General features: G+C 39.7%; 10 protein-coding genes. 6 read left to right on the plus strand and 4 right to left on the minus strand.

What is annotated here, in order from left to right:
• Positions 1–110: 110 nt before the first annotated feature.
• Positions 111–1,787: a hypothetical protein gene (locus tag LZT22_RS12290; RefSeq protein ID WP_233925594.1), complete on the minus strand. Its 1,677-nt coding sequence runs from the start codon at positions 1,785–1,787 to the stop codon at positions 111–113.
• 85 nt (positions 1,788–1,872) lie between these two features.
• The gene (locus LZT22_RS12295) at positions 1,873–3,312 is read right to left on the minus strand and encodes a glycosyltransferase (protein ID WP_233925595.1); all 1,440 of its coding nucleotides are present in this window, start codon (positions 3,310–3,312) and stop codon (positions 1,873–1,875) included.
• Positions 3,313–3,391: 79 nt separating this feature from the next.
• Between LZT22_RS12295 and LZT22_RS12300 the strand changes: the two genes are divergently transcribed.
• Both LZT22_RS12300 and LZT22_RS12305 read left to right on the plus strand, forming a co-directional pair.
• Positions 3,392–4,903, plus strand: a complete 1,512-nt coding sequence (locus LZT22_RS12300; RefSeq protein WP_233925596.1) for a hypothetical protein — start codon at positions 3,392–3,394, stop codon at positions 4,901–4,903.
• A gap of 168 nt (positions 4,904–5,071) precedes the next feature.
• Entirely contained in the window at positions 5,072–5,704 is a 633-nt protein-coding gene (locus LZT22_RS12305; RefSeq protein WP_233925597.1) for a class I SAM-dependent methyltransferase, read from the plus strand.
• A 101-nt stretch (positions 5,705–5,805) separates the two neighbouring features.
• Here the strand turns inward: LZT22_RS12305 and LZT22_RS12310 are convergent, their stop codons facing one another.
• The gene (locus tag LZT22_RS12310) at positions 5,806–7,362 is read right to left on the minus strand and encodes a hypothetical protein (RefSeq protein WP_233925598.1); all 1,557 of its coding nucleotides are present in this window, start codon (positions 7,360–7,362) and stop codon (positions 5,806–5,808) included.
• Between the two features lie 655 nt (positions 7,363–8,017).
• Between LZT22_RS12310 and LZT22_RS12315 the strand changes: the two genes are divergently transcribed.
• The 4 genes from LZT22_RS12315 (at position 8,018) to LZT22_RS12330 (ending at position 12,727) form a co-directional block, all read left to right on the plus strand.
• Positions 8,018–8,989 (plus strand): glycosyltransferase, encoded by a 972-nt coding sequence (locus LZT22_RS12315; protein WP_233925599.1) that lies wholly within the window; start codon positions 8,018–8,020, stop codon positions 8,987–8,989.
• A gap of 244 nt (positions 8,990–9,233) precedes the next feature.
• A complete protein-coding gene (locus tag LZT22_RS12320) occupies positions 9,234–10,868 on the plus strand; it encodes a hypothetical protein (RefSeq protein WP_233925600.1) in 1,635 nt (544 codons plus the stop codon).
• 122 nt (positions 10,869–10,990) lie between these two features.
• Entirely contained in the window at positions 10,991–11,692 is a 702-nt protein-coding gene (locus tag LZT22_RS12325; protein WP_233925601.1) for a glycosyltransferase, read from the plus strand.
• 24 nt (positions 11,693–11,716) lie between these two features.
• On the plus strand, positions 11,717–12,727 hold the full coding sequence (locus tag LZT22_RS12330; RefSeq protein WP_233925602.1) for an STELLO glycosyltransferase family protein: 1,011 nt from the start codon (positions 11,717–11,719) through the stop codon (positions 12,725–12,727).
• Between the two features lie 91 nt (positions 12,728–12,818).
• On the opposite strand, the gene LZT22_RS12335 is transcribed toward LZT22_RS12330, so the two are convergent.
• Positions 12,819–12,983, minus strand: a complete 165-nt coding sequence (locus tag LZT22_RS12335; RefSeq protein ID WP_370635233.1) for an integrase core domain-containing protein — start codon at positions 12,981–12,983, stop codon at positions 12,819–12,821.
• Positions 12,984–13,449 lie beyond the last annotated feature (466 nt).

Consider the following 13,449-nt stretch of genomic DNA (forward strand, 5'->3'; position numbering starts at 1 on the left):
AATCTGATATCGTTCTTCTTGGCTAAGGTGTTGATAGGTCATGGCTACTTTGACTTGCTGGTCTAGAAGCTATGGATACTAAGATATCCTTAGCCACTAGGCTTAGTTGTTCAAAGTTGCACTTCGTGTTTGAATCCACCACTAAATAATCTTCCCATGATGAGTGGATTTTTAGCAATAGGCAGACTCCGCTCTTCGCTGTGAATCAGCCGACAGTCTGCAGGAATGGGAAAGTTAATGAGATTGCGCTGAGTAATATATAAAAGGCTTGGCACATCCTGTTTTAGGTTATACGCATTACCTAAAGAATCAATAAGACACTTTTTATTGGCATCATTGAGTTCATTGGCTATGAGATGGGTAGGATAGGCATAAATACACTTATTGAATGCCTCTTGTGGATGATCGTTAATCCACCTAGCTGACCTGCCCGCTGAAAATCCAAAATAATCTGCTTCAAAGTACTGGATAGCAGGGCGTAATCTAGCTACTTCATTGAGATAAGTGTAGTTATAGGGATAGAGGGTAAAGTTATCCCAAAGAAAGAATGCGCTCGAAAAAAGCATGCCAATAAAACATACTTTTTTGCTGATGAAATACAAGCTACTAATGCCCACAATAAAGATCAGCGGAAATAAAAATAGGATTTGCCGCAGTTCGTTATATAGGCCAACGCGATGCAAAATGAGGGCAGCAAGAATAGCTATTACGCTGATGACAAGACCTATCCACTGCGCAAGAATGCTTTTATTAGTTAGCTGATCTAGCGTGGATACTCGCCACTGTAGAAAAAAAGCCAGGGGGATAGCAGCAATACCCGTAATGATGATCAATGGCGTTTTTGCCAGTAGCCAAACCATTAAATAAAAGTCGACTTGTTGTCCAGGGGCAATAAATCGCCCAGCAGTCAGAGTAGTACCACTCCAGGGGTGATGGCTCATATACGAAATCGCATTAAGGATTTCTAGTGGGTCATGCCAGCTAATTGGATAGAGCGCAATGAAAGTGGGTAGACAAATCAACCCAAAAAAGAAAAGCCTCCCAAGGATAGCTTTGACATTTTCCCTTGTAATGAGAAATTTCCCATTTGCAAACTGAACTGCGAATGCGCAAATTAGGAGGCAGCCATACTCAATAAAAATCAGAATGCCAGAGATGCGAATAGAGAGCAGCCAGCTAGTGGCGATCGCCAATAAAAAGAGGGATTTATAGGAAGGGTGACCAGATGATCGATGCGCATTAGCGTTCTCAAAAAAACAGCGAAGGGCAAGATAAGTACACAAGAGCCATGCAAATAAAAATGGCGTATCTTTGATATTCATGAGTCCATGACCTAATACATAGGGCCACAGAAGGTAGGTCGCCATCCCCGTATGTGCAATAAGCGTATTTTGCGTAATACGCTGTAAGACGCATTTGACAAGATACCCTGACCCTAGGAAGCATAGCCATACACTAATATGGGCCAATATCAACTTAGGACCATTAGCCGCTGTTGGTATGATGATTTGTAATAACTCGCCAAGTAAAAACGCTGGTAAGTGAAAGCCAATACCGTAGTAGCGATCTCCATAGGCAAGTAATGCTTGATATGCTGTAGTATCTCCTGCAAGCAGGCCTTCAATTGCCTTCAATTTATGGTTTAGGGTGAGGCGCTCATGGCCTTCATCCCAACCAAGTCCGATGTCCTGGCATGCCCAAAAACCAACGGTAGCGATAACTAAAAATAAGCCCCAACAAACATAGTTGGGAAATTTTTTAGTGGAGGCGTCGCTAGAGTGGCGCATTTGGATTAATTAAATCTGTATTTTCTCTTGCCATCGAATCGATACATTCAGTAGGGGTTATAGGCTTATTGAAACTGAGAAATTTTTAGGTAAATTTAATGCGTTTGGCTGCAAACACGACCATCCTTAATAGCAATAGTCCATGGCTCCAGCGCGAAATATTGGTCTCACCATAGACTCTTGCGCGATAGCGGATCGGCACTTCTAAGATCTTAAGATTTAGTTTGGCGGCGCCAAAGAGTAAGTCAAAATCTCCAAAAGGATCAAAGTCCCCAAAATAGCTTCTACCAGCTGCAATACGTTGGTAGTCTTTTTTCCACAATGCTTTAGTGCCACATAAGGTATCTCGAATCGATTGACCAAGAAGCCAGCTAAACATCATAGAAAAGAATTTATTGCCGATGAGATTTAAAAATCGCATCGCTTTATCTTCCATGGGGTAGACCAATCTGACGCCATTAACAAACTCTGCCTTACCATTGGCTAAAACAGTGTAAAAGCGTGGAAGATCCTCTGGCGGGACGGTTATATCGGCATCTAAAATAATCAGAATATCTCCCGAGGATTGCTCAAAACCTAGTCTTACCGCATCACCCTTACCTTTGCCGGCTTGTTTAAATAGTTTGATGTCTAAATGGGAATGGCGTTTGATCGCCGCTTCAATTTCGGTATAGGTGTTATCAGAGGAATTGCCTTCAACAAACACAATCTCAGTATGGGAGCCCATATTCGGGATCCGATGAATGAGTTGTTCAATATGCCCTGCCTCGTTTCGAGCAGCAATCACTACTGAAATACTGGGATTGGATATTAGCGGCGCCAAAGTAGGTCGTGCAATGACAAAGTTCGTTAAATCAACATGCCAAAATGGCCATAACTTTGCTAAATAGCGGTTGGCCCATTTGGAAAGTAATGGGATATGAATTGGAATGATAATTTCACTCCAAGACCGTAAGTTTTCATATCCCGTTAGCTCTAGTAGATTTTGCAGATCGCGTTTGGTGAGCCAATTTTGATATAAGTTAGGGGTCGCTATGCCCAAAGCTCTAGCGAGCTTAAGAGGAGTACTCCATAGGTGACTGTAAAAATTAAATACGATTCTGGTCTGAGGTGAGCAGTACTGGCGAATATTTTCTAGAATCGCTTGTATATTCCATGCATCATTAATTAAATCCGAAATAATGATGTAATCAAAGGTGTCATTCTTTAATTGAAAGTCATGAACATCGCCAAGCTGAAATATGAGGTGAGGGTGCAGTTTACGGGCTTTATCTATCGCGTTACTAGAAAAATCTATTCCTACCCCATAACTAGGATGAAGGCTATTTAAAAGATGGCCACTTGCGCAGCCTAATTCAAGAATACGTGCGTTTTTAGGAATAATATTTTGATAGATTGTAGAAAGTAAGCGCTGATAATATTTACTTAATACTGATTGATTATTTTTATTGGATTGATTGACAGCATCCCAAAACGATTTTCGCGCTGTTTGATATTGGAGATATTCAGCCTGGAATTGATTCATATTCGTAGTTTAATGTGGCTTATTTGCTTATGTACCAATATAGCCCATTTTAATTTGATTCTTTCAATATAATTATCCAATGGCATATTCACAAGATAATATAGGCTTGGCCGCTACTCATAAAATTAAATGGGGCCTTGTGGCATGCGCCGCCTTTCTGATGATGATTACCCTGCGTGTGCCTTTTTTGCAGCAGCCACTCTTAGGCGAAGAAGGAATTTTTGCCATGATTGTTTCGGGTTATCAATCTCCAACCATAAAAAGTACTGACGATCTGCCTGCTCAAATTGATCAGAATTGCTTGCTAGTGCTTGGTCATATTGATCAGACTGGAGATGCGCTTGCTAGGCCCGGAAGAAATATCGTTCCTTACTGTTTCTTGGGGTTTGTGATTAAGCCACTAGTTGCGCCCTTTAATTTAGTTATGCTCGATTTTGATGCTAAATCTAGTCTCATGCGATCGATATTCCTCGCTCTGAGTAGCATTGGTTTTTTAGCACTCTGTTTTATAAGTTATTTAGTTTCCTTGCGGTTATCGGGCTATAGAGCGCTTTTACCCTTCTTAGTGCTGTTTTATTTCACCACGACGCATCTGTCAATCGGCTCTTCAATTCAGCCGCAATTAGATGGGGCTTTTGGATTTTTACTGTTATCGAATGCTGCCTTACTCATTTATTTGGGGTCTAGGCCAACTACTCCAAAATGGTCAAAATTACCACTGAACTTTCTAGCGGGTTTTTTGATTGCATTGTGCAAGAACGAATGGCCCCTAACCCTGCTAGTGAGTGTAGTACTGGTGTATTGCCTAATGTTTGCCTACAGGGCCATTACTTCCTATCGAGGTATTTCTATAGATGTAAATCAAAATGCCTTCAACCTTTTGGTTGGGATAGGCTTGATTTCGGGCTGCCTTGCAGGAATGGGGTTTTGTTACCTATTTAGCCCAAATGATTATTTGGCTGGCTTTGGTTTGATGAAAAATATCCACAGCTCTCGAGGGTCTCATTTGAAGGTATTTTTTCAAACGCTCAGATTCAATTACCAGATCCTTACCCCTAGCATTATGATGCTGATTTTGGGTTTGTGGTGCATATGGAAAAACTGGAAGCCCCTTCTGAACCAAGAGATTGGTTTATTAATTCTTTATGTATTATCGTTCGGCATTTTGGCTGGCTTTATGCAAAGCGGCTGGGGAGGTGATGGTTTTCCTCGTTACTATTTGCCACCATTATTGCTAAGCGGTACATTTTTAATAACGCAGATACCTTCAGCCTTACCTCAATCAACCAAGGCAATAGTGTCGAAGAGCTTTGCTATGATTTGTGGCTTAGCCATTGTGTTTAATTATGGCTCTTTATTCATCAAATTCGAAAGAGGGGAGTCCCTAACGGTTCCCAGTAATTATGTGGATGCTAAAAATGCTTTGATCGGTGCAGCTGCTATCAATAAAAAAGATCCTTATGGTGTGATGGTCCATCAGGTAGGCCTAGGGTTTTATTTTCCAGGTACCAACTTTATTGCCCTTGATATTGGTCGAGAGGAGGCCTTGAAATGGCCACTGCCGAGCCCTAAATATTATTTGGTGATGTAGTTAGTAATATTGATATGGGATTAATCAATTCGCTATTTGCGCACCCTCTCACAAAAACGCTCTCTGTAGATGATCCTCGCACTACAGAAATTCGCCATGAAATCATTCAGAGTAAACCTTTTTTAAAGTCGGTTTATCAAGATTGGTACAAACTTATTATTCAAAGTCTTGGGGATTCAAAAAAATGTACTGGAGATAGGATCAGGGGCTGGATTTTTAAAAGACTATATCCCATCAATTTTTACTAGTGAAGTAATGGAAGTAAAAAATGTGGATCTCGTGGCAGATGCTACCCAGCTGCCTTTTCCGAGTAGATCTTTAGATGCCATTGTGATGACAGATGTTTTGCACCACATACCTTGCCCAAAAGATTTTTTTATTGAAGCTATGAGGTGTTTACGCCCTGGTGGGAAAATACTGATGATTGAACCTTGGCCAACGCCCTGGTCTGAGTTTGTCTATAAAAACTTTCACTCAGAACCATTTAATAAAAAAGGCGATTGGACCATTCCAATATCAGGACCCCTTTCAGGCGCTAATGGATCATTGCCTTGGATCCTCTTTCATCGTGATCTTGCTCAATTTAAGGAATCTTTTCCCCAGTTAAAAATAACGAAAATCGATCTTATGATGCCCTTTTCTTATCTGATGTCTGGGGGCGTTTCTATCAGGTTTTCTGCCCCTGGTTTTTTATATAGATTAACTCGCCACATTGAATCATTGCTAAATCTGGAAAGGTGGGCTATGTTTGCGTACATTGAGATTGAGTTTTTCTCACCTGAGGCTTCTATTAATGCCTGAACAGCTTAATTTATATACTATTCTTTGAAGGTAACGAGCTCGCTAGCCGCTTCAAAATATCTACATCAATAAGAGCGCCAAAATCAAAAATTTTTTAAATTCTACTTTATAAAATGCCCATGGTCTTCGATCTTTAGAAGAGTCCCTTTTTGGGTTTTTTGATCAAAGTCATAAAACCATAAGTCTGCAGAGCTGGATTTCCAGCCATCATTGATAGAGGCGACCTTACCATCGAATTTAAAACCATTCCAGTTGTTAGATCGAGAATCGATTACTGTACCACCTACAACTCGTCCATAAGAATATATTGCAAGCGCTGCTGGAAAATCCCAGGACTGACTAAATACTAACTCGCCATTAAAGTTGTTAGGGGTAAATTTTGGAACATTTGCAATGATTTCTGATCCAAAAGGTAAGGTTGAGTTTTCGATTAAGCCGAGGGCGTCCTCAATAATTATTTTTTGTAATTGCCATGAGGCAATATAATTATCTCGTTGAACTAAAAACACTAAAGTGCTTAGACATGTGATGCCCGCTATAGCACTCATGCCAATGACTTTGATAATAGCGCGCTGAAGTGTTATTAAAGTACTAATGCTTGCTAATAATAATGCTAAAGAAAACCAGGTCGAAGATAGTCCTCTGGCTTGATAGCCCCATGAAACAGCTGATTCATTTGAAAGAATAAAAATTGCACTGGATGCTAAAAAGCAACCAAGACAAATCACAAAAAAAAGACTATTCCTACGATGAAAATTATTTTTGACCTGTAATGCAACAGAAAATAAAAAAGTAAGAGTAACTAACACACAGCTAATCAGATGCAGCGAAGATATGAATCCAAATGATTTAGCAAATAATCTGGGGAGTTGAGCATAAAAAACATGAAACCAGGTATGTAGCTTGTTTAGAGCTTGGCCAGCATCAAATTTCAAACGTGAGTCGACAGCCATAAATTGCGGTGCAATTATTTTTTGCCATAAGATAATGCTGATGATAATAAGGACCACAGGAAGAAGAAATTTCCTTGCATATGAGACCAATTTAAACTGATGTAATTTATTGGGTACTAAGGTGGGCAAAAAAATTGTCAAGACTAGTAGGGGGAGGATAACTTCATAGGTTAAAAAGCCTAAAAGTAAAAATAAATATGAAGCAATATAGTAATTAAAATTTTCTTTTTTGCAATATTGTAATAGTGAATATAGAGATATAGCCCAATATAAGAACGAAATTGTTGCCGTTAATTGATTGATGGGAGAAGTTAGTAAAGGCATTGCAATACAAGGAATAGCGGCAATGGTGGCAAAAATAATTGCGCTTGAAAGTGAATTAATCTCTAAGATTACCTTTGCCGTTATGAAAATGGCTAGTAAATAAATGAAAGAGTTAGCTATCAAATAACCCATCATATGGGTACCGAATAAAAAAGTGCTAAGAGTGATGGGAAGAGGGGCTAGCGGTCGATTTGAAAATAAAGGAAACCAGGTTTGATAGCAATGCCAAAATCCAGTGCATCCTAAATTATGGGCAATATCACCCCAGTCATCGGTAATAATACCGCCATATATTATTAGCGGTAAATAAATCGATGTTAAAAAGCAAAATAAAAAGAATAGGGCACAAAAACTGAGCGATTTTTTTAAACTTAAGTTCATTTGGTTGCCATTTTTTATTAATTGCCACTTACCTTTTGATTGATCATAAAGCTTCTATACTAAGCGATACTTTCATTAATGCTATGAATCTGCACATGCAAACCCAGCATTGGCCTAGGCATCTCGAAATCTGCCGTTTTGATCACTGGGTTGAAAGCGTCTTCATCGCGCCTGATATTTAAATTGCCAATAGCATTTATCCAGGGAGTATTCGGATAAACTTGGTTTTTGCAATTTTCATTGGTTTATTTGCTAGTAGCCTTATTGCATTAAGTAACTATATTTTAAATATAATTTTAGAAACGCCTTTTGATGTATTTCACCTAACCAAAAGAGTGGACCGTTTGCTTGCCTTATTTTGATGATTTTTTAATGAATTACTCTTCACTGCACAGGGGGATTCACGATAACATCCTCTTATCCCAGAGTCTGCCTGTCATCAAGCTTTATATAAGAACCTTGGCGCAAGGGCGGCCAGGAGAGGGGTAATTCAATAATCAATTTTACTTTAATGTTGAAAAACATCCGAGTTTTTAGTCCCCAGGGGCACAATACAAGCCAAGATAAATGTACTAAGCCTAGTTCATCAGCATTTTTGAGGGGCTTGGCAAAACCCTAACTATAATAAATCCTTCTTCATGGCCATTTCACATTTATGCGCTCACTTGCTTTGGTTTGTCCGGTATACAACGATTGGGTCTCGTTTGGGATACTACTTGGGCACTTAGATTCCCTTTTTGCAAAGACAAAGGCCCAAGTCACGGTTATAGCGATCGATGATGGCTCTTTAACGCCACACAACTTAAACACACTTCCTGTGCTCAAAAAACTGGCTGCAGTCGAAGTAATTAGCTTGGTGGGTAATGTAGGACACCAGCGAGCAATTTTAATTGGTTTATGCGACATCACCCTGCGTGCACAGTTCGATGTGGTAGTCGTTCTAGATTGTGATGGTGAAGATCGTCCACAGGACATTTTGCAATTATTGGCAGCGCATACTGAAAATCCCACTGCCATTATTGTTGCACAACGTGTGGCGCGCTCCGAAGGTAGGCTCTTTAAATTCTTTTACGCAATCTACAAACAGTTCTTTAAGTTCATGACAGGGCAGGCAATTGATTTTGGTAATTTTTGCTTGATTCCCAAAGTTCAATTGAAAAAACTGGTGCATATGCCTGAGAGTTGGAATCATTTGGCTGCAGCGATTGTACGTTCACGGATTCCGATTTTGCGTGTTCCCACTGAGCGAGGGATGCGTTACGCTGGGGCATCAAATATGAATTTCATGGCACTTACTATTCACGGTTTAGGTGCAATTTCGGTATTTATCGAAGTGCTACTCATGCGTTTATTTTTAGTGGCACTAGTCATCATTGCGGCTTATCTAGTATTGTTAGTATTTTTGGTTTTTTATTACTTTGGAGTTGGATCGATTGCAATTCCCACGTGGACTAAAATGGCACTTTTGATTTGTGGGGCAATTTTAATTCAGTTAGCGCTGTTTATTATGGTTGCGGTATTTGTAGTACTAGCTGGTCGTACTACTCAAAAATTACCACCATCTGTATTTGCTCGCGACTACATTGATAAGCGCCTTCATATACTAGAACAGTTCACTACCGGTTAAACTTGCAATACTGGGTTTAGAGCAAAACTGAATCAGTGGGGTTGCCGATCAATTTTTCTTGATTGACGGCAAAGTATTGCTGGGCTTTACTGTTAGTTATCCATAAAGAGTTTGTTTGTGGCTCTCACCGATAATGCGAACTAAATTAACTGCTCCAAATGCGTTATATATAAATCAGAATTTTACCCTGACTCCAATAATCAAAATCACTATAAATTGCGACCCTTATTAAATAAAATCAGACATGCCTACACTATCATTGTCCTCATGGCTCAAAAACCTCTTTTGGATTACTTTTATTCTCTTTGGTCTTTGGGCAGCATTGGATGTGGGAATAGGCTGGGATGAACAGTATGAGTTAAATGTCTATTTACTCAACTCCAATGCCGTAAAGGGCCTGCTGCATGGCGACATGAGCAATTACAACATTCTGCTAAGCCACCAGGATCGATATTATGGGATTGGATTTCATGCGGTAACGCATGCCTTTGTTTTCCTCGCATCCTACATAGGCTTTAACCCGGATTTATTTACGATTCTTGGCAAGCAACTACTAGTCAAGCATATTCCAATATTTTTTACTTTTATACTTTCAGGAGTCTTAGTAAATCGAATCTTATTTTTCATTACTAATAATCGCCTTATTTCCTTTTTAGGATTAATGGCTTTTTTACTGTGGCCATATTTACTTGGCCACAGCTTAATGAATATCAAGGACATACCATTTTTATTTGCATGGTTACTTTGCACATGCCAATTATTACTCATATTTGAGCGCAACCTCGTCGTTACAAACCCAAAAAACTTTAGAAGAAAAATCCTTATTCTGGGGATATGTAGCGGTTGGTTGCTCACCATTCGTATCTCTGGCATCCTGATTTTCATAGAGTATGCTGTCTTCGGATTATTGGCCTTCATTTATCTAGGCCGCAAAAAGAGTTTTCAATATTTGTCGATTCGAAGCCTTTTGACGACAAGCCTTCTTTTTCTTTTACCTTTTTTTTCAATCATATTTGTGCTCTATCCTATTTTTTGGCATAACCCGATTGAATTTCTCAACGCTATTTTTTATCAAAGCCATAACCCCATTCAAATGGACACCCTAACAGGGGGAAACATCATCTCCAATCGCGATTTCTTGCTCAAATATATTTTGATTTGGCTCGGGGTTAAACTTCCATTAGTCATCCTGTTAGGCCTGGCCTTGACCCCCTTGCTGTTATACAAACTGATCAAATCAGCCGATAGCCAGCTAGGTATTCGCTTTGAAATAGTATTGGCGCTATTCATTACTCCTGTGAGCATCTTAGTTTTTCTGATTGTTAGCCGTGTGCACTTATATAACGAGCTTAGACATGTCCTTTTCATATTTCCTCTACTATTTATTGTCGCAATATCGAACTTATTTTTTACTAGTAAAAAATTAAGCGTTGCGCTACTAGGTATGAGCTCAATTATCTTTGCAGTTGATGATCTGAAGTTGCATCCCTATCAATATACTTATCTCAATGAGGTGATTCGTTTTTCCCCAGTTTCAGAACAGTTTGAAAAAGATTATTTCGCCCTTTCAGCGGGCAAAAGTGCATCATGGCTAAATGATCAGTCCAATATAAAAACCGACTGCATATATGCTTCCCCCATTCACGTTTGGCTTATCCAAATTGATCGCGCAAAATTTCCCTGCAATCAGGGCTATCCTGGTCAAGATCTGAATAAAGAAAAGATTCCTTTCTTACTCTATGGCCAAGTGCGCAAGCAAGATGGCTTCATCCCATTGCCAGCGTGCTACGTATTACATACAGAAACTAGGCAACTCTTTTTATCGGACTACAAACTTCAAATGAGCCATCTTTTTGCCTGTGACCCCACTAAGAAGTAACCCCAAAAACCCAATAAACCCTAATGGGCTGGAATAAAATCACATCAACTAAAGATCTACAATAAGAGCAATCTATTTAAGAGTAAGCCTGTATGCTCACTAATTTCGCAGTGATTGTCCCGATGGCAAATGAAGGGGGGGATTTTGCGCCCTTTATCGAAAGCTTAACTGCCACATTAAATTATCTAAACTCTGGTACGATTTATCTGATTGTAGATACTGTATCAAAGGACAACACCTTAGCGCTTTGCGAGGAAACTTCAAAGCGTGATGTCAGATTCAAAACAATTTGGTCACCTCAAAATAAAAATGTGGTGGATGCTTATCTCAGGGGCTATCAAGAAGCTCTTAAACAGGGACATGAAATTATCATTGAGATGGATGCAGGCATGTCTCATGATCCAAGGGCGCTACCCATGTTTTTAAGAGTGTTAAACGAGGGAAATGAATGTGCTTTTGGTAGTCGCTTTATGAATGGCGGCTCCATTTTTGACTCCTCCTGGAAGCGGACTTTTTTCTCCCGCTCCGGCACTATTCTTTCCAATTTACTTTTGGGCACCCACTTGTATGACGCCACCTCGGGCTACCAAGGATTTCACTCTAGAATCGTGCGGCAATTTCTAGGCTATCCTTTGTTATCTAAAGCACACTTTTACCAAACTGAACTTCGATATTTGCTTCGCAAAACACGCTTTGCAGAGGTGCCAATCCACTACCGCGCTCCTTCACCAAGAGTGTCACAAGGGGCAGTACTAAATTCAATCGCTGTCTTATGGCATTACTTTGTCTTGCGCCTTCAATTTAAGTCGCCCAAGATTCTCTAATCTCTTTTTGAAGGTTCCACACCTATGCCTCAAAACCTTGCTGATACTGCTCTTGTTATTACCTCTATCGGCAGTGACACTCATCCAATTCTTGGGCAATACGCAGCGCAAGCAAAAAATCGAAATTTGCTTTTTATTGTCATTGGAGACTCTAAAAGTCCTGCGCAGTTTGAGCTACCTGGCTGCTCATACTATTCCTTACCAGCTCAGTTAGATCTGAACTTTCCGCTAGCAAAGCAGCTTCCCATTAAGCACTATGGCAGAAAAAATCTAGGCTACTTACTAGCCATTGAAGCCGGAAAAAAAATCATTGTTGAAACTGATGATGACAATATTCCTTTAGATTCATTTTGGCAGCCCCGTTCAAGAACTCTTGCCGCTAAAGCAATTCACCATCAAGGTTGGGTGAATGCGTATTGCTACTTTACTGATCAAGCCATTTGGCCTCGTGGCTTTGCTCTAGAAGAACTCAAAAGCATCCCTCCGCAAACGACTAAAGAACTAAGACCAATAACATGCCCAATTCAACAAGGATTGGCTGATGAAAACCCCGATGTTGATGCTATCTATCGACTCACGATGCCCTTGCCGATTAACTTTGATCCAGCAGCGTCAAATATTACCTTGGGACAAGGAGCCATCTGCCCCTTTAACAGCCAAAACACGACATGGTTTGAAGAGGCTTTTCTTTTACTGTATCTACCCTCCTACTGTAGTTTTCGTATGACCGATATTTGGCGGTCTTATATTGCCCAGCGCATTGCTTGGACCTGCGAGTGGCCAATTGCCTTTCACACCAGTACCGTAAGACAAGAGCGCAACGCCCATAACCTAATGAACGATTTTTCTGATGAAATCGTAGGTTATGTCAATAACCTTCAAATCATGGAAAAGCTAAATGGGCTCTCACTGGAATCTGGTCAGAAAAATATTCCTAACAATATGCGCCAATGCTACCAAGAGTTAATTAACTTAGGCGTCATCGGCGCTCAAGAAATGGTTTTGCTAGAACTTTGGTTAGAAAATTTTTCCTAAAATTCTAACCCAACATAACATTAATTTTACCCCTATAAGATCATCAAAACTAATCCAGTATTTTTGCTAAGTAATTCTGCACTATCCCCCGTCAAGCCGACATTCCTAAAGTGTTGTTTTCTGCCTTTGCTCCGTAGTCACTAGGAGATATTCTGCCAAGAGCACTGTGTGGTCTTTCTTCGTTGTAAATCGTAATCCAGTTTTCTGTTATTTCACGAACCTCCTTGAAGTTTTCAAATAAATAGGCATTGAGCACTTCAATGATTTATTTAGATAGCCTGTTTTTGAGTAAATTAAAGGATTCATAAAATTGGATTGATATAAAAATGTACAAGATGGGCTCAATAAAAAACTTAAAACGCATATTTTCTCCAGATTCAAAAAGAATACTAGCCAAAAAAATTAAGAAAAGGGGTAAAAATAGCGCAAATGCTTTTAAGTAGGCACTCTTTTTTGACTTAATAATCCAAAAAATCAAAGCCATAAAAAAAACTATAACCATAGTTGGATAGGAAAATATCCTTTCATACCAAATTCTTAATCTAATTGGCAGGGAAGATAAAATTTGATTACTTTGAAAATAGTTGCTTGAGGGGGTAATCCCCCCGCAGGTTAACTGAACTCAGAGGTAGAATTTTCTCTATTAGAGGAGTTCTGCATGAAACGTTCTAAATTTACCGACAGTCAGATCATGGATGCCCTAAAACGGGCCGATGCTGGCT

Source organism: Polynucleobacter sp. IMCC 29146 (genome assembly GCF_021395195.1).
Taxonomy (GTDB): Bacteria; Pseudomonadota; Gammaproteobacteria; order Burkholderiales; family Burkholderiaceae; genus Polynucleobacter.

Bases quoted from the DNA above. Each gene is read 5' to 3' on its own strand.
- LZT22_RS12290 (WP_233925594.1), bottom strand. From the start codon at position 1,787: ATGCGCCACTCTAGCGACGCCTCCACTAAAAAATTTCCCAACTATGTT.
- LZT22_RS12295 (WP_233925595.1), bottom strand. From the start codon at position 3,312: ATGAATCAATTCCAGGCTGAATATCTCCAATATCAAACAGCGCGAAAA.
- LZT22_RS12300 (WP_233925596.1), top strand. From the start codon at position 3,392: ATGGCATATTCACAAGATAATATAGGCTTGGCCGCTACTCATAAAATT.
- LZT22_RS12310 (WP_233925598.1), bottom strand. From the start codon at position 7,362: ATGAACTTAAGTTTAAAAAAATCGCTCAGTTTTTGTGCCCTATTCTTT.
- LZT22_RS12315 (WP_233925599.1), top strand. From the start codon at position 8,018: ATGCGCTCACTTGCTTTGGTTTGTCCGGTATACAACGATTGGGTCTCG.
- LZT22_RS12320 (WP_233925600.1), top strand. From the start codon at position 9,234: ATGCCTACACTATCATTGTCCTCATGGCTCAAAAACCTCTTTTGGATT.
- LZT22_RS12325 (WP_233925601.1), top strand. From the start codon at position 10,991: ATGGCAAATGAAGGGGGGGATTTTGCGCCCTTTATCGAAAGCTTAACT.
- LZT22_RS12330 (WP_233925602.1), top strand. From the start codon at position 11,717: ATGCCTCAAAACCTTGCTGATACTGCTCTTGTTATTACCTCTATCGGC.